The sequence below is a fragment of the Stenotrophomonas sp. PS02289 genome, from assembly GCF_029960115.1.
GTDB lineage: Bacteria > Pseudomonadota > Gammaproteobacteria > Xanthomonadales > Xanthomonadaceae > Stenotrophomonas.
On the sequence record NZ_JASCOZ010000021.1, the window covers coordinates 1 to 19,741 of the forward strand.

At 64.6% G+C, this 19,741-nt stretch carries 23 protein-coding genes and 2 tRNA genes; 8 read left to right on the forward strand and 17 right to left on the reverse strand.

Annotated elements, in window-relative coordinates; translation table 11 throughout:
* Nucleotides 1-22: 22 nt before the first annotated feature.
* Both QMX83_RS04975 and QMX83_RS04980 read right to left on the reverse strand, forming a co-directional pair.
* Nucleotides 23-232: a bacterioferritin-associated ferredoxin gene (locus QMX83_RS04975; RefSeq protein ID WP_282295553.1), complete on the reverse strand. Its 210-nt coding sequence runs from the start codon at nucleotides 230-232 to the stop codon at nucleotides 23-25.
* Nucleotides 233-330: 98 nt separating this feature from the next.
* The gene (locus tag QMX83_RS04980; protein WP_282295554.1) at nucleotides 331-969 is read right to left on the reverse strand and encodes an RNA pyrophosphohydrolase; all 639 of its coding nucleotides are present in this window, start codon (nucleotides 967-969) and stop codon (nucleotides 331-333) included.
* Between the two features lie 121 nt (nucleotides 970-1,090).
* On the opposite strand from QMX83_RS04980, the gene QMX83_RS04985 reads away from it, so the two are divergent.
* Both QMX83_RS04985 and QMX83_RS04990 read left to right on the forward strand, forming a co-directional pair.
* A tRNA-Met gene (locus tag QMX83_RS04985) sits at nucleotides 1,091-1,167 on the forward strand.
* A gap of 49 nt (nucleotides 1,168-1,216) precedes the next feature.
* Nucleotides 1,217-1,291: transfer RNA gene (locus QMX83_RS04990), tRNA-Gln, on the forward strand.
* A gap of 272 nt (nucleotides 1,292-1,563) precedes the next feature.
* Here QMX83_RS04990 and rpsI read toward each other — a convergent pair.
* Both rpsI and rplM read right to left on the reverse strand, forming a co-directional pair.
* Nucleotides 1,564-1,956 (reverse strand): 30S ribosomal protein S9, encoded by a 393-nt coding sequence (rpsI, locus tag QMX83_RS04995; RefSeq protein ID WP_125360306.1) that lies wholly within the window; start codon nucleotides 1,954-1,956, stop codon nucleotides 1,564-1,566.
* 2 nt (nucleotides 1,957-1,958) lie between these two features.
* Nucleotides 1,959-2,387, reverse strand: coding sequence for a 50S ribosomal protein L13 (gene rplM, locus QMX83_RS05000; protein ID WP_282295555.1), 429 nt, complete (start codon nucleotides 2,385-2,387; stop codon nucleotides 1,959-1,961).
* Nucleotides 2,388-2,569: 182 nt separating this feature from the next.
* Here rplM and coq7 point away from each other — a divergent pair, with 182 nt between their 5' ends.
* On the forward strand, nucleotides 2,570-3,214 hold the full coding sequence (coq7, locus tag QMX83_RS05005) for a 2-polyprenyl-3-methyl-6-methoxy-1,4-benzoquinone monooxygenase (RefSeq protein WP_282295556.1): 645 nt from the start codon (nucleotides 2,570-2,572) through the stop codon (nucleotides 3,212-3,214).
* Nucleotides 3,215-3,329: 115 nt separating this feature from the next.
* On the opposite strand, the gene speD is transcribed toward coq7, so the two are convergent.
* Nucleotides 3,330-4,124, reverse strand: a complete 795-nt coding sequence (gene speD / locus QMX83_RS05010) for an adenosylmethionine decarboxylase (RefSeq protein WP_005411315.1) — start codon at nucleotides 4,122-4,124, stop codon at nucleotides 3,330-3,332.
* 170 nt (nucleotides 4,125-4,294) lie between these two features.
* Here speD and crp point away from each other — a divergent pair, with 170 nt between their 5' ends.
* Together crp and QMX83_RS05020 are read left to right on the forward strand one after the other, a co-directional pair.
* The gene (gene crp / locus QMX83_RS05015; protein WP_125360303.1) at nucleotides 4,295-4,960 is read left to right on the forward strand and encodes a cAMP-activated global transcriptional regulator CRP; all 666 of its coding nucleotides are present in this window, start codon (nucleotides 4,295-4,297) and stop codon (nucleotides 4,958-4,960) included.
* Between the two features lie 130 nt (nucleotides 4,961-5,090).
* On the forward strand, nucleotides 5,091-5,852 hold the full coding sequence (locus tag QMX83_RS05020) for a sulfite exporter TauE/SafE family protein (protein ID WP_282295557.1): 762 nt from the start codon (nucleotides 5,091-5,093) through the stop codon (nucleotides 5,850-5,852).
* On the opposite strand, the gene QMX83_RS05025 is transcribed toward QMX83_RS05020, so the two are convergent.
* The 7 genes from QMX83_RS05025 to QMX83_RS05055 all read right to left on the reverse strand — a co-directional run bounded on the left by QMX83_RS05025 (nucleotide 5,853) and on the right by QMX83_RS05055 (nucleotide 14,023).
* Nucleotides 5,853-6,569, reverse strand: a complete 717-nt coding sequence (locus QMX83_RS05025) for a haloacid dehalogenase-like hydrolase (protein ID WP_282295558.1) — start codon at nucleotides 6,567-6,569, stop codon at nucleotides 5,853-5,855. It lies immediately after the preceding gene.
* Nucleotides 6,566-7,360 (reverse strand): indole-3-glycerol phosphate synthase TrpC, encoded by a 795-nt coding sequence (gene trpC / locus QMX83_RS05030; RefSeq protein ID WP_282295559.1) that lies wholly within the window; start codon nucleotides 7,358-7,360, stop codon nucleotides 6,566-6,568. The genes QMX83_RS05025 and trpC overlap by 4 nt, the downstream gene beginning before the upstream one ends.
* Nucleotides 7,361-7,441: 81 nt before the next feature.
* The gene (gene trpD, locus QMX83_RS05035) at nucleotides 7,442-8,479 is read right to left on the reverse strand and encodes an anthranilate phosphoribosyltransferase (RefSeq protein ID WP_282295560.1); all 1,038 of its coding nucleotides are present in this window, start codon (nucleotides 8,477-8,479) and stop codon (nucleotides 7,442-7,444) included.
* 34 nt (nucleotides 8,480-8,513) lie between these two features.
* Complete coding sequence (locus QMX83_RS05040; RefSeq protein WP_282295561.1) at nucleotides 8,514-9,092, reverse strand: aminodeoxychorismate/anthranilate synthase component II; 579 nt, start codon at nucleotides 9,090-9,092, stop codon at nucleotides 8,514-8,516.
* Between the two features lie 3 nt (nucleotides 9,093-9,095).
* Entirely contained in the window at nucleotides 9,096-9,890 is a 795-nt protein-coding gene (locus QMX83_RS05045; protein ID WP_282295562.1) for an SIMPL domain-containing protein, read from the reverse strand.
* 60 nt (nucleotides 9,891-9,950) lie between these two features.
* The gene (trpE, locus tag QMX83_RS05050) at nucleotides 9,951-11,426 is read right to left on the reverse strand and encodes an anthranilate synthase component I (RefSeq protein ID WP_282295563.1); all 1,476 of its coding nucleotides are present in this window, start codon (nucleotides 11,424-11,426) and stop codon (nucleotides 9,951-9,953) included.
* Nucleotides 11,427-11,617: 191 nt separating this feature from the next.
* Complete coding sequence (locus QMX83_RS05055; protein WP_282295564.1) at nucleotides 11,618-14,023, reverse strand: XVIPCD domain-containing protein; 2,406 nt, start codon at nucleotides 14,021-14,023, stop codon at nucleotides 11,618-11,620.
* A gap of 110 nt (nucleotides 14,024-14,133) precedes the next feature.
* Here QMX83_RS05055 and QMX83_RS05060 point away from each other — a divergent pair, with 110 nt between their 5' ends.
* The 3 genes from QMX83_RS05060 to QMX83_RS05070 all read left to right on the forward strand — a co-directional run bounded on the left by QMX83_RS05060 (nucleotide 14,134) and on the right by QMX83_RS05070 (nucleotide 16,248).
* Nucleotides 14,134-15,003: an ankyrin repeat domain-containing protein gene (locus QMX83_RS05060; protein WP_282295565.1), complete on the forward strand. Its 870-nt coding sequence runs from the start codon at nucleotides 14,134-14,136 to the stop codon at nucleotides 15,001-15,003.
* A gap of 36 nt (nucleotides 15,004-15,039) precedes the next feature.
* Nucleotides 15,040-15,294: a DUF333 domain-containing protein gene (locus QMX83_RS05065; RefSeq protein ID WP_282295566.1), complete on the forward strand. Its 255-nt coding sequence runs from the start codon at nucleotides 15,040-15,042 to the stop codon at nucleotides 15,292-15,294.
* Nucleotides 15,295-15,519: 225 nt separating this feature from the next.
* A complete protein-coding gene (locus tag QMX83_RS05070) occupies nucleotides 15,520-16,248 on the forward strand; it encodes a hypothetical protein (RefSeq protein WP_282295567.1) in 729 nt (242 codons plus the stop codon).
* A gap of 17 nt (nucleotides 16,249-16,265) precedes the next feature.
* Here the strand turns inward: QMX83_RS05070 and yegS are convergent, their stop codons facing one another.
* The 5 genes from yegS to QMX83_RS05095 all read right to left on the reverse strand — a co-directional run bounded on the left by yegS (nucleotide 16,266) and on the right by QMX83_RS05095 (nucleotide 19,643).
* Entirely contained in the window at nucleotides 16,266-17,195 is a 930-nt protein-coding gene (gene yegS, locus QMX83_RS05075; protein ID WP_282295568.1) for a lipid kinase YegS, read from the reverse strand.
* Between the two features lie 202 nt (nucleotides 17,196-17,397).
* Nucleotides 17,398-18,000: a hypothetical protein gene (locus tag QMX83_RS05080; RefSeq protein WP_282295569.1), complete on the reverse strand. Its 603-nt coding sequence runs from the start codon at nucleotides 17,998-18,000 to the stop codon at nucleotides 17,398-17,400.
* 104 nt (nucleotides 18,001-18,104) lie between these two features.
* Nucleotides 18,105-18,593: a GNAT family N-acetyltransferase gene (locus QMX83_RS05085; protein WP_282295570.1), complete on the reverse strand. Its 489-nt coding sequence runs from the start codon at nucleotides 18,591-18,593 to the stop codon at nucleotides 18,105-18,107.
* A gap of 2 nt (nucleotides 18,594-18,595) precedes the next feature.
* Nucleotides 18,596-19,273, reverse strand: a complete 678-nt coding sequence (gene rpe / locus QMX83_RS05090) for a ribulose-phosphate 3-epimerase (protein WP_125360582.1) — start codon at nucleotides 19,271-19,273, stop codon at nucleotides 18,596-18,598.
* 37 nt (nucleotides 19,274-19,310) lie between these two features.
* Nucleotides 19,311-19,643 carry a DnaJ domain-containing protein gene (locus QMX83_RS05095; protein WP_282295593.1) on the reverse strand — a complete coding sequence of 111 codons (333 nt, stop codon included), beginning with the start codon at nucleotides 19,641-19,643 and terminating at the stop codon, nucleotides 19,311-19,313.
* Between the last annotated feature and the right edge of the window lie 98 nt (nucleotides 19,644-19,741).

The following is a 19,741-nucleotide window of genomic DNA, read 5'->3' on the forward strand; positions in this document are numbered from 1 at the left end:
ACCGTGGGTCGGGCGGCCCGGGTCAGGCCACTTGGGCCAGACCGAGGACCGGCAGCGGCAGGTCGTGGGTGTTGCGGGCCTTGGCCAGCAGGTCGGCGGCCATGTCCAGGCAGGAGCCGCAGGTCGCGCCGCAGCCGGTCCGCATGGTCAGTTCGGCCACGTTCGCGACACCGTTCTGGGCGGCTTCGCGGATCTGGTGGTCGGTAACCCCATTGCAGATGCAGACGTACACGTGGCGGACTCGGCTGACAGGCCGGAATCGGCCTGTGCGCATTTGAATCGAAACGAGAATGGTTGTCAATTTCGAAACTGAATCATTCTCGATAGGATTCAGCCAGCCTGTCCACCACCCGGTTCCGTCTTCTTCCGTGGCCAGTAGCCTCCGCCGCGCTTGGGCGCAGGTGCGCGCTTGCGCGGGCGGTCATGCCCGGCGGCATTGCCCGGCATCCAGGCTTCCTGGGCCGACTTGGGCATGTTCTGCACCCCCGCCCCGGCGACCCCGCGTGCCAGCGGAGCCAGGTGGCGCAGCGCGCGGGCATAGACCCCGCGCTTGAACATCACCACGTGCTCCACCGGGTACCAGAAATCGACCCAGCGCCACTGGTCGAACTCCGGGCTGTCGGTATGGTCCAGCTTCACATGCGACTCGTCGCCGGCCAGGCGCAGCAGGAACCACACCTGCTTCTGGCCGATGCACACCTGGCGCTCATTACGACGGATGGCCCGTGCCGGCAGGCGATAGCGCAGCCAGCCCGGTGTCGCCCCAAGCACTTCTACGTGCTCGGGCAACAGGCCGGTTTCTTCCTGCAACTCGCGATACATGGCCTCGACCGGGGTTTCATCGGTATTCATGCCGCCTTGCGGGAACTGCCAGCCATCCCGGCGCACACGTCGTGCCCAGAACACCTGCCCGTCCTGCCGCATCAGCACAATGCCGACGTTCGGTCGATAGCCGTCCGGATCGATCACGATGCGGACTCCTGAATAAAATCTACTGGTTGGGACTGTGCCATGCCGACTCCCCACTCACAAGCGTGATGGAAAAGTGTTGACAGATCCCGTTTACCACCCCAGAATTACCGGCTCCCAAGGCTATGTAGCTCAGCCGGTTAGAGCACAGCACTCATAATGCTGGGGTCGGTGGTTCGAGTCCACCCATAGCCACCAAGCTTGCTTGGTTTACTTGGGAAAAAGTGCAATAATTGCACGCACATATTGCCCCGTCGCCAAGCGGTAAGGCACCTGACTCTGACTCAGGCATTCGGTGGTTCGAATCCATCCGGGGCAGCCAAACAAAAAGAAAAGGCCAGATCGAAGATCTGGCCTTTTCTTTTTGTTTGGTCGCGCACGCCACCTTAACCCCCCGCCTTCGGCGCGCCCCCTTGAACATCAAGGGGGCTCCTCTCCAGATGGGCGGCTGCGCTTTGCTCGCCTTTCGCAGCCGGGCAGAGCCCGGCTCTACGCCATGCATCTGGTTGCGCAACCCCAGAAACGACAAAAGCCCGGCGTGAGCCGGGCTTTTGCTTTTCCCAGGTGGGCTCCGGGGAGCCCACTCCAGCGCGATTAACGCTTGGAGAACTGGGTGGCGCGACGGGCCTTGTGCAGACCGACCTTCTTACGCTCGACTTCACGGGCGTCACGGGTCATGAAGCCAGCCTTGCGCAGCTCGGACTTCAGGGTTTCGTCGTACTCGACCAGCGCGCGGGCGATGCCCAGGCGGATCGCACCGGCCTGGCCGGTGGTGCCACCGCCAGCGGCGGTCACGGTGATGTCGAAGCTCTCGGTGTTCTTGGTCAGCTCCAGCGGCTGACGCACGATCATGCGAGCGGTTTCACGACCAAAGAACTCGTCCAGCGGACGGCCGTTGACGGTGATGTTGCCAGCGCCCTTGCGCAGGAACACGCGGGCAGTGGAGGACTTGCGGCGGCCGGTGCCGTAGTTTTGAGTGATAGCCATGATTAGATATCCAGAACCTGGGGCTGCTGAGCGGCGTGCGGGTGCTCGGAGCCCGAGTACACCTTGAGCTTACGGTACATGGCGCGGCCCAGCGGGCCCTTCGGCAGCATGCCCTTGACGGCGATTTCGATGACGCGTTCCGGGTGGCGCTCCAGCGCCTGGGCCAGGGTTTCGGTCTTCAGGTTGCCGATGTAGCCAGTGAAGCGGTGGTACAGCTTGTCCTGCAGCTTGTTGCCGGTGACGGCAATCTTTTCTGCATTGATGACAACCAGGTAATCACCGGTGTCGACGTGCGGGGTGTAGACCGGCTTGTGCTTGCCGCGCAGACGGCGGGCCAGCTCGGAGGACAGACGACCCAGCGTCTTGCCGGAGGCGTCAACGAGATACCAGTCGCGCTGGACGGTCTCGGACTTTGCAGTGAAAGTGCTCATGAAAGAACTCAAGTAGGTCGGGCTCATTGCGGCGGTGGAACTGCCGGAACTCTGCCACGCGTTGTGAAGAGGCGGGATTGTACCGGCCCCCTGCCCGCCATGCAAGGCGGCAGGGCTGGCGGTTGGCAGGGGCCACGGCGCGGGCGAAAATCGGAGCACCCCCGCCACCGCTGTACCCGCGCATGACCTCGACCCGTCAGATCACCCCGCTGGACCACCTGCTGACCGAAGCCCAGCGGGCGCTGGACACGGTGTTCGGCAACCCGCCGGCGCACCGCCCCTACCCGGCTGAGTCCACTCCGGATGTGGAACTGGATACCGGCGAACGTCGCCACGCGGCCGGGCTGATGCGGATCAACCATGTGGGCGAGGTCTGTGCCCAGGGGCTGTACTTCGGCCAGGCCGCCGTGGCCCGCGAGCCGGAAACCCGCGCCCATCTGCTGGAAGCGGCGCAGGAAGAGACCGATCACCTGGCCTGGTGCGCGCAGCGCCTGCGCGAGCTGGACAGCCGTCCCAGCCTGTTCAACCCACTGTGGTACGCCGGCAGCTACACCATCGGCACCCTGGCAGGACTGCGTGGCGACGGCTGGAACCTGGGCTTCGTGGTCGAAACCGAACGTCAGGTGGAGGCCCATCTGGACGAACACCTGGACACCCTGCCCCCGGCCGACCTGCGCAGCCGCGAGATCCTCAAGGTGATGAAGATCGACGAGGCCCGCCACGCGGACCATGCCGAGCATGCCGGCGCACGCCGCCTGCCGCCGCCGATCCCGGCGGTGATGGCGCTGGCCTCGAAGGTGATGAAGGGCGTGGCGTACCGGATGTAACCGGACCGCGCAGCCTTAACGAAAACAAAACGGCCCGGTGTCTTCACACCAGGCCGTTGACGGACGGGGCCGTGAAACCTCGAATCTGCGCAATCCGAGGGTCCACGCGGTCCGCTTATTCGGACAGATTGCGCCCGTGGAACAGCTCTTCGATCTCGCGCTTGAGCAGCGCTTCGATCTTCATGCGTTCCTTGAAGGACAGGTTCTTGGCCTTCTCTTCGAACAGGTACTGGTCCAGGTCGAAGTCCTTCAGGTGCATCTTCGTGTGGAAGATGTTTTCCTGGTAGACGTTGACGTCGAACATCTCGTAGCGCGACTTGATGTTCTTGGCCAGGAAGTTCTGGATCGAGTTGATCTTGTGGTCGATGAAGTGCTTCTTGCCCTTCACGTCACGGGTGAAGCCGCGCACGCGGTAGTCCATGATCACGATGTCCGATTCCAGACTCTCGATCAGGTAGTTCAGCGCCTTCAGCGGCGAGATCACGCCACAGGTGGCCACGTCGATGTCCGCGCGGAACGTCGCAATACCTTCCTGCGGATGGGTCTCCGGGTAGGTATGGACCGTGATGTGGCTCTTGTCCATGTGCGCGACCACGGCGTCGGAGATCAGCTCCTTGCCGGCCAGCTTCTTGTCGATCACCGGTTCTTCGGAGATCAGGATCGTCACCGAAGCGCCCTGCGGATCGTAATCCTGGCGCGCGACGTTGAGGATGTTGGCGCCGATGATCTCAGCGACATCGGTCAAGATTTGAGTCAGCCTATCGGCGTTGTACTCTTCATCGATGTATTCAATGTAACGCTGGCGCTCCTCTTCGGTGCGGGCGTAACACACGTCATAGATGTTGAAGCTCAGCGCCTTGGTGAGGTTGTTGAAACCCTGCAACCTCAGGCGAGGCAACGGCTTGACCACGGCGGTCGATCCTGTGTGTGGTGGGAAAGGGGGAATTATGGGGCAAACCGGCCGGGGGCGAAACTTGCATCGAGGCAAGTTCGTGTGCTGGGTTTGCCCTTCACAATGCTGATCGTTAAGCTCGCGGGATACAGCCGTGAATTCTTCATGAGCAGAGGGAGCGCCTTACCGTGTCAACTGTGCGCCTTGCTACAAGTCCATTGGCCCTGGACATCGCCACCATTGACCGGTTTCTGGCCCACAGCCACCGCCGGCGCTACCCCGCCCGGACCGACGTGTTCCGGCCCGGGGACCCCGCCGGCACCCTCTACTACGTGATCAGCGGCTCGGTTTCGATAATGGCCGAGGAAGAAGACGACCGCGAGCTGGTGCTGGGTTACTTCGGCGCGGGCGAGTTCGTGGGCGAGATGGGCCTGTTCGTCGAGTCCGACCGCCGCGAAGTGGTGCTGCGCACCCGGACCCCCTGCGAACTCGCCGAAATCAGCTACGAGCGTCTGCACCAGCTGTTCCTCGGGCCGCTCTCCTCCGATGCCCCTCGCCTGCTCTATGCCCTGGGCCAGCAGGTGTCCAAGCGACTGCTCGACACCAGCCGCAAGGCCAGCCGGCTGGCGTTCCTGGATGTCACCGACCGCATCGTGCGCACCCTGCACGACCTGTCCAAGGAGCCGGAGGCCATGAGCCACCCGCAGGGCACCCAGCTCCGGGTCTCGCGCCAGGAGCTGGCCCGCCTGGTCGGCTGCTCACGCGAAATGGCCGGCCGTGTGCTGAAGAAGCTTCAGAGCGACGGCCTGCTGCATGCACGCGGCAAGACGGTTGTCCTGTACGGCACGCGGTAACGCCCGGCGCGTTGCGCCGTCACCGCACCAACGGTGCGGTGCTACCGACGCCCGACTCCCCCCGGTAGGTGACGACCGTGGGTCGTCACGCCGTACCGCGGCCTTCACCCGGACCGGATAGGCTGGGGGCATGGAACTAGGCAGCGAATTCTATTGGTTCATCCTGATCGGCCTCGGCGCGCAGCTGGTGGATGGCGCGCTGGGCATGGCGTTCGGGCTGGTCTCTTCGTCGGTGATGCTGAGCATGGGCCTGCCGCCGGCGGCGGTCAGCGCCAGCGTGCACACGGCGGAAGTGTTCACCACCGGAGCCTCGGGGGTTTCTCATCTGGTCGCCGGCAACGTCGACAAGCGGTTGTTCCTGCGCCTGGCCCTGCCGGGCGCGGTAGGCGGCGTGCTGGGAGCCTATGTGCTGACCCAGCTACCGGGCGATGCGATCCGCCCCTTCATCTATGCCTACCTGCTGGTGCTGGCGGTGTTCATCCTGCTGCGTGCGGCCGGACGGATGGTGCCGCGCCAGGAGGTCAAGCGCGTGCCGCTGCTGGGCTTCGTGGCCGGGTTGCTCGACGCCAGCGGCGGCGGCGGCTGGGGTCCGGTCGCGACCTCGACCCTGCTCGCCCGTGGCGGGCAGGCCCGCACCACGATCGGCACGGTCAACGCCGCGGAATTCGTGGTCACCGTGGCAGTGTCGATCACGTTCCTGCTGTCGATGGGGTTGCAGTACCTGAACATCGTGGCCGGCCTGCTGATCGGCGGCATGATGGCCGCGCCGCTGGCGGCGGTACTGGTCAAGCGCGTGAAGGAGCGCTGGGTGCTGGTCGCGGTAGGCGTGCTGGTACTGGGGATCAGCCTGTTCCAGGTGGGCAGTGCCGTGAAGGGCTGGCTGGCCGGGTAATCAGGCAACATCCCCGCCGCGATCCAGGCAGCCCCAGTTGAGGATACGCGTGCCCGGCTTCAACACCTGGCGGAAATAGGCAACCTTGGAGTGCTTCGGGTTCACCACCACCGGATCCTTCGCCGCCAGCAGAAGCGGCAGGTCGGCGGTGCTGTCGGAATACGCGACGTCGATATCGCCATAGCCGCGCTCGCGCAGCATGCGCATCTTCTCTTCGTTGTGGCAGTGCCGGGTCGCGCCGACCGCACCCAGGCGCGGGCCCACCTCACTGCCGATTACCGGCACACCCTGATGCGCGACGAAGGCCAGGATGGCGCGCGCCAGTTCCGGCGGGGCTCCGGTGGCAACCACCACGCGGTCGCCCTTGGCACGGTGTTCGGCAAACACCGCCAGTGCCTGCGGCAGCAGCTTGGCGCGCAGCTGCGCCTCGTGCTTGATCACATAGGCATCGATGACGCGGTTGAACTCGCGCGCCCGATGCAGCCCGAAGGTGGCGATCCACACGTACACGGAAATGCCGGTGCGGCGGGTGGGCAGCATCGCCACCAGCGGCCCGGCAATCGGCGTGACCAGCAGCGCCGCCAGCAATCGCAGGGGATTGCGCTTGATCAGCGAAGCAAACAGATGGCTGCCGGAATCGCCGTCGTACAGGGTGTGGTCGAAGTCGAAGACCACCAGCGGGGCGTCGTCGTGCGGAGTCGGGTAGGTCGCAGTCATGCGTTGAAGAATAGCTGACGCAGGCCCTCGCCGGGTTCTTCCACCCGCATGAAGGCCTCGCCCACCAGGAATGCATGCACGCCGGCATTGCGCATCAGGGTCACATCATCGGGACCCAGGATGCCGCTCTCGGTGACCAGCAGACGATCGCGCGGCACCGCCTGGCGCATCTCCAGCGTGGTCTGCAGCGAGACTTCGAAGGTGCGCAGGTTGCGGTTGTTGATGCCCACCAGGGGCACCGGCACCTGCAGCGCGCGCTCCAGCTCATCGATATCGTGCACTTCCACCAGCACGTCCATGCCCAGCTGCATCGCCAGGTCGGACAGCTCAGCCAGCTGGCGATCATCCAGCGCAGCCACGATCAGCAGAATGCAATCCGCACCCAGCACGCGTGCCTCGTAGACCTGGTACGGGTCGATCACGAAGTCCTTGCGCAGTACCGGCAGCGTGCAGGCCTCACGCGCCTGCTGCAGGTAGACATCAGCGCCCTGGAAGAAATCCACGTCGGTCAGCACCGACAGGCAGCTGGCACCGCCGAACTCATAGCTGACCGCGATGTCGGCCGGATGGAAGTCCGGGCGGATCACACCCTTGGACGGGCTGGCCTTCTTCACTTCGGCAATCACCGCCGGGTCGCCGTTGGCGATGGCCGCCTGCAGCGCGCGGGCAAAGCCGCGCACCGGCGGGGCGCTGGCCACCTGGGCCTGCAGGGTCTCCAGCGGCACCTGCGCACGGCGCGCGGCCACTTCTTCGACCTTGCGGGCCAGGATGGTGTCGAGGATGTCGCTCATGGGGAATTCGGGTCCTTCAGGCCAGCCATGCAATCAAGCAGGCGATTATCGGCCAGCAGCGGGTGGGGCGTGAAGGCGGGCTCAGGCCGCGTCGTTCAGGCGGCGGGTGGCGGCGACGTAGTCCTGCATGCGTTGGCGGGCGCTGCCGTCGGCAATGGCCGCGCGTGCGCGGGCCAGGCCGTCGGCGATGCTGTCGGCCACGCCGGCCACGTACAGCGCCGCGCCGGCGTTGAGCGCGACGATGTCCAGCGCCGGGCCGGGTTCGTTGTCGAGGACCCCGCGCAGCATGGCGATGGACTCCTCCGGCCCGCTCACCTTCAGGTTGCGGCTGGCGGACATGGCGATGCCGAAGTCTTCCGGGTGGATCTCGTACTCGCGCACCTTACCGTCGCGCAGCTCGCCCACCAGGGTGCCCGCCCCCAGCGAGATCTCATCCATGTTGTCGCGGCCCCAGACCACCAGCGCGCGCTCGGCCCCCAGCTCGCGCAGCACACGCGCCTGGATGCCGACCAGGTCGGGGTGGAACACGCCCATCAGCACGTTGGTGGCCCCGACCGGGTTGGTCAGCGGACCGAGGATGTTGAAGATGGTGCGCACGCCCATTTCGCGGCGCACCGGTGCGACCACTTTCATCGCCGGGTGATGCATCGGCGCGAACATGAAGCCGATGCCGGTCTCTTCAATCGCGCGGGCGACCTGCTGCGGACCCAGCTCGATCACCGCGCCCAGCGCTTCCACCGCATCGGCGCTGCCGGACTTGGATGACACGCTGCGGTTGCCGTGCTTGGCCACCTTGGCTCCGGCAGCAGCGACCACGAACATCGCGCAGGTGGAAATATTGAACGTGTGCGAGCCGTCACCGCCGGTGCCAACGATGTCCACCAGGTGGGTTTTGTCCTGCACCGGCACCGCCAGCGCCAGTTCACGCATCACCGTGGCCGCACCGGCGATCTCGCCGACGGTTTCCTTCTTCACCCGCAGTCCGGTCAGGATCGCGGCGGTCATCACCGGCGAGACGTCGCCGCGCATCACCTGACGCATCAGGTCGATCATCTCATCGAAGAAGATCTCGCGGTGCTCGATCGTGCGTTGCAGGGCTTCCTGGGGGGAGAAGGTCATGCGGGGGTCCTTTGCGGTACGGGTGCGGCGCGGCTCAGCGCTGCAGGAAGTTCTTCAGCAGGGCGTGGCCATGCTCGGTGAGGATCGATTCGGGATGGAACTGCACGCCCTCGACCGGATGCTCGCGATGGCGCAGGCCCATGATTTCCTCAATGGAGCCATCGTCGTTCTCGGTCCAGGCCGTCACTTCCAGGCACGCCGGCAGCGTGGTCTTGTCGACCACCAGCGAGTGGTAGCGGGTGGCCTGGTAGCGGTCCGGCAGGCCGGCGAACACGCCCTTGCCCTCATGTCGGATCGGCGAGGTCTTGCCGTGCATGATGTTGCCGGCACGAATCACATCGCCGCCATACACCTGGCCGATACTCTGGTGACCCAGGCACACACCGAGGATCGGCGTGGTCGGGCCCAGCCGCTGGATCAGCTCCAGCGAAACGCCCGCTTCATTGGGCGTGCACGGACCGGGCGAGATCACGATGCGCTCTGGGCGCTGCGCGGCAATCTCGTCCACGCTCATCGCGTCGTTGCGCACCACCTTGACCTCGGCACCCAGCGTTTGCAGGTATTGCACGAGGTTGTAGGTGAAGCTGTCGTAGTTGTCGATCATCCACAACATGGATCAGGGTCCGTCTTGGATTAGAAAAATGGCGTACACGTTTTCGGTGTACGTGATGGGTGCTGCGGCGAGCAGTTCACCCGGAGCGGCGGCGGATCGGCCGCGCGAGCCGGTGACCTGGACCCGATCCAACGAGTTGTCGCCACTGTAGCCATAGCCGTCGCCGGAAGAACTGGCGGCTCCCCAGGTACCGGCCTGCACGCCATAGGCAAAGTTCGGAGCGACGTCGGAAATGCTGTACAAGCCGGTGATCTTCGCCCCATAGGCACCGGCGAGCCCTTTCGCGGACTCACGTGTCTGGGCAGCGGCCTGGGCCTTCAGCTCGGCGCGCAGACGCCCCTCGCCGGAATAGGTGGCGGCCGAAGTCCGCACCTGTACTTCGCGGGTAGCCTTGAGTTCGGCGAGCATCGCCTGCAGCGACTGCGCGTCGGCAAACTCAGCCTTCAGATCACGACTGACCGCCGTACCGTTGAACACTTCGTCGCCATCCCGGTAGCGGGTGGACGGTGCGATGCTCAGGTTGTCCGCACGCACGCTGCCCTCAATGGCCCCGTGCTGAGCGAACAGTTGCAGAACCCTCTCGGCGTTGGCCTGCACCCGCCGGCGCGCCACGTCGGTCTGCATGTCGATCGACTCCAGCTCTACCTTCACGGTGAAGCGGTCTGGCATGACCGTGCGGCTGGCCGTGCCTTTCACCAGCAGGTGCGGCTGCGAAGGAATGGCATTGGCCTGCGCCCATGCAGGCCCGGCCATCACGGCCAGCGTTGACGACAGCAGCAGTGCGTTCAGCAGCTTCATGCAGTATTCCTTGTCAAAGTGGTGCAGCGAGACGCCATGGCCGGAGCCAGGCACGAAAAATCAGAGGCCTTTGGCCGCCTGGGCCACGGCGCGGAACAGCGCGCGGCCCTTGTTCATGGTCTCGTCCCATTCCTTGCCCGGGTCCGAGTCATAGACGATGCCGGCACCGGCCTGCACATGCAGGCGACCGTCCTTGATCACCGCGGTGCGGATGGCGATTGCGGTGTCGGCGTCGCCGTGCCAGCCGATGTAGCCGATGCTGCCGGCGTACACGTTGCGCTTGATCGGCTCCAGCTCGCGGATCACTTCCAGCGCGCGGATCTTCGGCGCACCGCTGACCGTGCCGGCCGGGAAGGTGGCGCGCAGCACGTCGGCGTAGCTCAGGCCCGGCTGCAGCTTGCCGGTGACCTCGCTGACGATGTGCATGACGTGGCTGTAGCGTTCGATCACGAACTGCTCGCCCACTTCCACCGTGCCGGCCTGCGAGACGCGGCCGGCATCGTTGCGGCCGAGGTCGATCAGCATCAGATGCTCGGCACGCTCCTTGGGGTCGGCCAGCAGTTCGGCTTCCAGTGCGTTGTCTTCTTCCAGCGTGGCCCCGCGCGGACGGGTACCGGCAATGGGGCGCACGGTGACTTCGCCGTCCTGCAGACGCACCAGGATTTCCGGCGAGGAGCCGACCACCTGCACGTCGCCGGTGTCGAGGAAATACATGTACGGCGACGGATTGAGCGCGCGCAGCGCCCGGTAGACGTCCACCGGGCGCGCCTTGAACGGCACGCTCAGGCGCTGGCTGAGCACCACCTGGAAGATGTCACCGGCGCGGATGTATTCCTTGGACTTGTCCACGGCGGCGATGAAGCCGTCGCGGGTGAAGCCGGACACGAAGTCGTTCTCGTCCAGCACGTCGCGGGTGATCGGGGCGGGATACCCGGCACCCGGGGCACGCAGCTTCGCCACCAGCGCGTCCAGTCGGGCCTGCGCCTCGTCGAAGGCACCGGGCTGGCGCGGGTCGGCGTGCACGATCAGGTACAGGCGGCCCTTGAGATTGTCGAAGACTGCCAGGTCTTCCGAATGCAGCAGCAGGATGTCCGGGGTGCCCAGTTCATCACGGCCGCGCGGCGGAGCCAGGCGCGGCTCGATGTAGCCGATGCACTCGAAACCAAACCAGCCCACCAGGCCGCCGGTGAAGCCCGGCAGGCCGGCCAGCTTGGGCACCGAATGCGCGCTGCGCAGCGCTTCCACTTCGGCGAAGGGATCGGCCACTTCGCGGGTTTCCACCACCTGCCCGGCCTCGCGCACAGTCAGCGTATGGCCGTGGAAGGCATACACCCGGCGCGCCGGCAGGCCGATGATGGAGTAGCGCCCAAAGCGCTCGCCGCCTTCGACGGATTCAAACAGATACGTGTGGGGGCCGTCAGCGAGCTTCAGATACACCGAAAGCGGCGTGTCCAGGTCGGACAGCACTTCACGGACAACGGGGATGCGGGTGTGGCCTTCAGCGGCCTGCTGCTGGAACTGCTCGAGCGTGATCAAGACGACTTTCCTTCCGGGAAACGGTGGTGGCGGGACGGACGACGGCAACAGGCCACCATCGCCAACCACGGCGAGCGGAAGAAAGGGTATGCGGGGTCGTCAGAATGGACACCCGGGGACTGTACCCCATGCTCGGGACAAGGGGAACCCGCCCGGGCACTGTGGCTCAGGCGGGAGCGGGCCAGGGACCGTCAGCCCATGCGGCGGGCAGCGGCCTGCTGTTCCTGGTCGCGCTGGGCGGCCTCCAGGTCCTGGGACGGCTGTTTGTCGGGTGTCGCCTGGGCCAGTTGCTGGCGGTTGACCTCGGCGACCTGCTCGGTGCTGACGCTGAGCGGCTGCTCCCGACCCTGGGCGATGTCCACCTGGGCCAGCTTGCGGTGCACCGAGGTGGTGTCCTCGGTATCGACCGCGAACACCCGGGTACGGTCGGTGCTGAGCACCACGTGTTCAATCGACTCCAGCCCGCCCTGCTTGGCCTTGCAGACCAGCGCGCCGGCCAGCTGGTCGCTGCGCAGGTCCGGGGTGAGGTTATGCGCGACGTCCAGCGCATGGACACCGGCCTGTGCGCCCTTGAACAGCTTGAAGTCCGGATGGCTGGGGTCGTTGATGCCGACCACCAGGGAGGTCGGCTCGCTGACCAGGCTGGCCTGGCGGCCGTCGTTGGGGTGCTGGATGCGCTGGTGCTGCTCGACCAGCTGGCGGGCGGCGGCTTCCTGCTTGGCCAGCTCAGCGTCGAGGCTAGGAATGACGGTTTCGGCCATGCCATGGCGCGCAGTTGCTTCACCAAAGGAAGCACCGAGCCTCTCGTACAACTCGCGGGTCTGCTCCAGATTGGACGCGTTCCTTGCGGCCACCGCCGGCGGACCAACAGGCACGTGAGTTTTCGCAGCCGTGACCACCCCTGCTGCAACGGCACCATGGGCAGCCAACACCGCAGGGGCATGCGAAGTGATTCCTTTTACCTGCGCCCCAGCGAAATCGTAACCGCGGTCCGCATAGGCCCCTGCGGTGGCAAAGCCGTTCTGCAGCTTGCCGGCCGCCCATTGGCCGTTGTGGTCGATACTGGCGGCGCGTCGTTCACCCCCGGCCCTAATCGCATCGGCATCGGAGTGCGCTTGACGCGTGGCGTGCTGGGCGCGCTGTGCCCCCGTCTCGCTCGCACGTTCAGCAGCGCTGGACAACCGATCAGCCAAACCGTCGAAGCCCAGCGTGCCGGCCGCCCGGGAAAACGCCGAATACGGCGCGGACTGTGCAGCGGCCTCGACCCGATGCATGCTGGCGTCAATCCGACCCAGCAGTTCGCGTCCCTGCGCCATCATGGTTGAAGTCGACCGCACGCTCACCTGCATCGTGGTCGATCCCATTTCGACCACCTGACCAATGAGCATGCCCTCGGTTCTGAGAACCTTCTCAGCGCCGTCCCCTACCCTGTCCAGCACGTGGGCCCCGGCAGCACCGGCGCGCGCCAACTGCTCACCGACCAGCCGACCGCCCCGCGCACCATAGCCGATACTGTGCGCCACCTCAGAAATCGGACCGGCCAACTCGGCTACCTGACTGGGTGCGGCGACCTTGGGGCGGTTCACGATGTTTTCGTGCTTGGCATCCCACATCTTGGGTTCCAGCACCAATTCCTGGCGGCCTGCAGCGACGGGGAAGTTGCGTAGCGCTTCCTGCCCGGACGTGGTGGCCAGGCGTTCCACGAACTGCGCCGCGGTCGTCTGCGCGCCTGGAGGCATCATCTCGCGCAGCTTGTCGCCCACCAGCTTCTGCATGGCAGGCTCCTTCAGCAACATGCCCACCTCGTTGGCAAGCACGCCGTAGCCGCGACGCTGCTCCTCACTCAAGCGCTGCATGCCGTTCTGGGCGTCATTCAACACTTCCCCTGCAGTCTGGTAGGTGTGTACGGTCTGCTGCGGATTGAAGGTGGGCAGGCCATTTTCTTTGGCGAAACGCGCGGGTGTGTCCGGATGTAGACCCGCGGCGTTGAAGGTGGTCGCGCGGGCACCGGTGACGGCTGAGGCGGCGGAGGCCATGCCGCCGCCGAGGGAGTGGCCGGCGATTTCGAAGCCTCCTGGGACCGCTTTGTTGACAACAGTTGCAAGACGCATGGCACGATCGTAGTAATCGCTACGCATACCGATGCCTTGCTGACCATTGTTGAGAAAGTCTTCTCCGCCGGACTCGCGTCGCCCTCCTGGGGCAGATGGGTCGACAATTTCCCCTGTGGAGCCCTTGTAAACAATTACCGGCTTCGCACTCTCACCGAAGACTGCCTTGTCTGGAAGATATATCTCTGCTCGGAACCCCGAGTCCCTGGGCTCCAACAGCTCCTTGAGATCGGAATCAGAAATGTTCAGGCCCGCAGCGCGCAATGCCGCCGGATCACTGCTGGCACGTGTCCAGCCATCAGGAGGACTCCCTTGTTTGTTGGCCGAGAGATACACGTCAGAGGCCAGCCCGGACATTTCACGTGCGTGATAGGTTTCCTGAAGGCGATATGCCGCTTTGTCATTGCCGCTGTCTCGCAGTTGCTGGACCAGCTGGTTCTGTTCCTGGATGACACGGGCACGCGCCTCGATATCCGGACCGCTCATGGCAAGCTCCATTGCTCAGTGAAGGACGCGGCCCCTGACCCGCGATGCTTATCGAATAACAGAACAGTTTGCTAATGTCACCCCATCAGGGGTTTCACATCAGGACGATCATGCGCTCCAGTCTTCACAACTTGATGGCGAAAACGCTCATAAGTGCGGCATGGATCACACTTTTCCTTACGAGCGGCTGTGCCGCCTCCTCTGCACACGGGGCCGGCGACTACTTCGATGGACGCGCACTGCAGCTCGCAGTGGCCTCTGAAAGTGGCGATTCCGACACCATCACACGCTTGGTAAAAGAGGAAGGCGTTGATCCAGACAAAACCTTCGCCCGCCGCGATGGCATCCCAGTACTTGCGTGGCCACTACGCGCTCGCAGTCTTGAGGGGCTACAGGCGTTGCTTGAGGCGGGCGCTGATCCCAATGCGCGCGAATCCAAGCACATGAATGGGGAGATGATCCACTTCAACAACGCCATGGTCTACGCAGCCAAGATGGATGACCCTCGCTATCTTGAGCTCCTGCTCAAACATGGCGGCAATCCAAACACGCGAAACATCAATAACGAAACCCTTCTACTTCAGGCATTTCTTAGTGGAAATCAGTGGAAGAACATCCAGATCCTGATTGAGAACGGGGCGGCCATCAACGAATCGAGTCTTCGCATGGGAGATGACACTGTTCTGAGCTGGTACACGGGACGCGGCGGATTTGATTCGGCGTACTGGCTACTCGAACACGGAGCGGACCCTACTGTCGCGCAGACAGAAGACAATCAATCGGATGCTCCCCCGAGAATGAAAATGGTGGAGGATATCTATTGGGAGGTCACCACTCCCGACCTGCTTCCATGGCAGAAGAAGTGTCAGCAGTGGCTGGCTGAGCGCAACATTGCTCGCCCAACGATGCCTGAGCATATCCGCCGGAAGCGGGAAGCATTTGGCTTCCCCACTGATGAGAAAGACATTCCGCTACTGTGAAGCAGCCGGGCAGAGCCCGGTTCTACGGAGGCTGTGATGCGCAAGGCAATGAATGCGGCTGTGGTGGGGATGGGGATGGTGCTTGCGGGGTGCGCGTCGACGTCGCAGCCGCAGGTGACCGGCCCCGCTGTGGGTATGGCCAATCCGGCGTCGGTGTATTGCATTGAGCGCGGCGGCAAGAGCGTGATCGAGACCGATAGCGCGGGTGCGCAGACTGGGTTCTGCCATCTTCCGGATGGCACGAAGACCGAGGAATGGGCGTTGTACCGGCGGGATCATCCGGCGCGTTGATCGACTGGATCTGGGGTCCAAGCCCCCTGAGTAAAACGATGTATTACTGAAAGTTGCAACCGGTGTGGCGTGCCAGGATGCCCGCCCACATTCTGCGCCTGCTGGACCGCCATGCTCGCTACTTTCTGCTCAGCAATTGCCAGGCCTTTAAGGGCATTGTGCTGTCTCCCAAGAGCACCTGATCAACCCGATCAGACGAGAGGAGCGTGTACGCTTGAGAACTTGATGAACGCTCCTCCTTCGTGCGCCCCACGCGAGATGTGTGCCACGGATTGGGATACGTATGACAAGCACAAAGACGCACTCATCCTCCTTGCGCTGGTAAATGTGCGTACCGGTCATGTAAGGAATTCCTCCGAGTACGATGATATTACGCAGCTGTTGCGCGGCCACGCGTGGGCCATGGCCAATCGAACGCGTCTTGCGGAAGCCGATCTTTGGTTGAAGGTCATGGCAAACGCTGCCCGCAGCCACTGCGACCCAGGATGGGCAGAACTGGAGATTGATCGAAGCTGCCGGGGGCCGGCGACGATGCCATTTAGCGATGAGCTTTCCAACGTTGAGATAGGGAAGCGTGTCCTGGCTGGGGTGCTCTTCGCTCGACTGTTGGAAGTGGGCTCCCTGCCTGCGCAGCCACCAGAATGTTATCCGCCGACAAGCACAGAACTGGGGGCTTGGGGTATCGGATCACTTTCCCGCTCGGCCTCCGGTGCCCTGGTTGAGCAATTGGTTCAACGCATTGCCGAAGCCGATACCGCCGAGCAGATACGCTCCGCGTTGATCGCGTTTGAGCATAGCTTTGAACGCGCAGGCCAGGCCCTCCCATCCGGCCGACTTCCGGTACTGGATGTGGCACGGGAGCTCATTGGGCTCTGTGATACGTTTGATGTGGAGGAAGCAGGCGCGGTTATACGGGCGGCAAGTGCACATCAGCCGAGCCACGGCATCGGCTAGCCACGAAAGCCCCAAGGCTAGCCCCGCAAAAGCTCACTGTCGTGCGGCAGGTGCATGCGCACACGGCCGGGTACGCAGTCGATGCGGAAGTGGCGCGCCTTGACCGGCTCGCCGTCCAGATTCAGCGTCATCGGCTGATCGGCGTCGATCTCCACCCATTGCGCGCGCGTGCGTTCGGCCACCTGTTCGAGCGCGCCACGCTTGCCGCCCTTGACCAGCGCGGCAAACGTGGACATGACCTCGCCGCTGAGCTCGGGAATGATGGTCAGGTCGAGCAGGCCGTCGTTGATCACCGCCTCTGGGCACAGCACCTGGCCTCCGCCGGCCTGACGGCCGTTGCCGATGCCCAGCGCGATGAAGCCGCCCTGCCAGTGGAAGTCCCCGGCGCAAACGCGCGCCTGGATCGGCTCGATTTTGCCCAGCCGCGAGATGCCGGTGACCAGATAGGCCAACCCACCCAGCACCTTCTTCAGGCCTTCATCGGTCTCTACCGTGACTTCGGTACCGAAGCCGCCACTGGCGACGTTGGCGCACCACCACGGCTTGCCGTCGGCGTCGATGCGCAGCAGGTCGACCGGGCGCGGCGACTGCTGCTCGATCAGGCTCAGCGCGGCCAGTGGTTCATCGGGGATGCCGGCGGCGGTGGCGAAGTCGTTGGCGGTGCCCAGTGGCAACAGGCCCAGCGAGGGCAGCACATCGGCGGCCTCGTCGCGGTGCGCGAGGGTCTCGGCGACCTCGCTCAGGGTGCCGTCGCCGCCGGCGGCGATGATGGTGTCCACGCCATGGTCGATGGCCTCGGCCACGTAGCGCTCGGCGTCGCCCCCTTCCCAGGTGACACGGACGTCCAGGGCGATGCCGCGTTCGCGCAGGATGTGCACGGCCTCTCGCACATCGGCGTTGCCGGTGGACTTCCCGTTCAGGATCAGACGCCAGCGGGCACGGCTCATGCAGAAATTCCATCGGTGGGGACGCGCAGGCTAGCAGCGCGGTGTTTCAGCCGTGGTGAACGTCATCAAACGGTCACCCGGCACCCGGAGAATGGAAGGCCATAGCAGGGATGATGGATGGAGGCAGGATCAGCCTCCCGCTGTTCCCGGGGCTGCGTCCATCAGGGCGTGGCCCTTTTTTTTGCCGCACGATGCTGTGTCTCTAGGGGGCTCGCGTGAGTGTTCCGGCCCAACGCTGTGCCGAGGCGTAGCCGAGCCTGTAGCCCTCCACGAAATGAGGGTGCAGGTGCTCAATGCGCACCAGGGCATTTGCTGCACCGTGCTCATAGCCTTGGAACTGCCCCTCCAGAAACAACGCGTCAAGCGCGGGCTGGTTCAGGGTGGGCCACGCCGTGTCACCCGCCAGTGGGCGGGCCGGCTCAGACCGCATCGTCTCCAGCGCGATCCAGGTCAGCGCTGCCCTTGCCAGAAACTGCAGACAGGGTGACCACATGTCTTCGCCGGTATATGCGCCTACTTGCGTACGCTCACGATAGGCATCGGGCGCAGAGGGCAAGGTCAATGCCGTTGACGATTCCGCGTTTACAACCGTCATCAGCATGGAGCGCAACGCCGTGGCCGCAAGGTCCGCGGCGTAGGGCATCAGGGCCCTGGCGGAAGGGCCGACCAGCGCCAGCGCATGCGAAGGCTCGACGTTGGCCACGTAATCAATCGCGCGGCACGTGCCCGAAACCGCCATGTCCGTCGCACGCGACGCCAGGGCAGTCGTGGCGTTGGCGAGAGCGAGCGCCACCGGATAGGGCATCGGAACCTCACGATCATAAAAGGGAGCGCCGATTATGCGTGCGCCCCCCAAAGGCACCAGAGGCAATAGCGACAGCGAGAAACTGTCACATCAACTTCAGCGTCCTACCCCTGGGCGAACGCCCTCAACGCATCCCCTTCCAGACGATAGACCGTCCATTCGCTCTGCGGGCGCGCGCCGGCAGCTTCATAGAATTTGATGGCCGGCTCGTTCCAGTCCAGCACCGACCACTCGAAGCGGCCGCAGCCTTCAGCCACGGCCTGTCGCGCGATGTGCTGCAGCAGCGCCTTGCCGGCCCCGCTGCCGCGGCTGGCCGGGCTGACGTACAGGTCTTCCAGGTAGATGCCGTTGCGGCCCAGCCAGGTGGAATAGTTGTAGAAGTACACCGCGTAGCCGATGGCCGCACCGTCGGCTTCGCAGATCAGCGCGCGCGCTTTTGCACCAGCACCGAACAGGCTTTCACGGATGCCCGCCTCGTCGGTCTGCACCGACGATTCAGCCTTTTCGTAGATCGCCAGCTCACGGATGAAACGCAGGATCAGCGTCGCATCGTCGGCGGTGGCTTCGCGGATCAGCACGCCGGTGGCTGCCATGATCAGCCCCGCGCCTTGGCCACGTTGCGACGCATCTGTTCGATGACGTCCTTGTAGCTGATCGGTGCATTGAAGATGGCCGAGCCGGCCACGAAGGCGTCAGCACCGGCGGCCGCGATCGCGCCGATGTTGTCGGCCTTGACCCCGCCGTCGATCTCCAGGCGGATGTCGCGACCGCTGGCATCGATCTTCTCGCGCACCACGCGCAGCTTGTCCAGCGCCGAGGGAATGAAGGCCTGGCCGCCGAAGCCCGGATTGACCGACATCAGCAGCACCAGATCGAGGTCATCCAGCACCCAGTCCAGCACGTCCACCGGGGTGCCCGGATTGAGCACCAGGCCCGGCTTGCAGCCCAGCGAGCGGATCAGCTGGATGGTGCGGTGCACGTGGCGGCTGGCTTCGGGATGGAAGCTGATGTAGGTGGCCCCGGCCTCGGCGAAGTCGGGAATGATCCGGTCAACCGGCTCCACCATCAGGTGCACGTCGATCGGTGCGGTGATGCCGTGCTTGCGCAGCGCCTGGCAGACCATCGGACCGATGGTCAGGTTGGGCACGTAATGGTTGTCCATCACGTCGAAATGCACCCAGTCGGCACCGGCGGCAAGCACGTTGTCCACTTCCTCGCCGAGGCGGGCGAAGTCGGCGGACAGGATGGAGGGGGCGATGATGCAGTTGGACATGGCCAGGGCCTTGCAGAAGGAAGAAGGGATGGCAGCGCTAGCTGCGCTTGCGCAGGGTCTTGATGCGGTCGTAGGCGGCATTGAGCTGGCGCGACTTGCGCTCGGCCTGCTGGCGCAGCTCCGGGGCGGCCCCCACCACCTTGTCCGGGTGGTACTGGGAGATGAGCCGGCGATAGGCCAGGTCGATCTCGGCGTCGGTGGCCTCGGAGGTCAGCCCCAGCTCGCGGTAGGGGTTTTCCCTGTTCAGCCGGAACCAGTCGGCGTCAAAGGCATGGCCGATGAGCAGGCCGATCACCGCCCCGAACAGGGGATTGGGCCGGAACAGCAGGGCTCCAGCGATGAATCCGAGCAGTTTTCCGTACCAGCGCATGGTCGTCGGGGCGGCCGCTTGAAAAAGGTGCTCCATTTTACGTCACAGCGGGCCCAACCCGCTTTACACTAGGCCGCCCGCTGTCTGGCGGGCCCGTC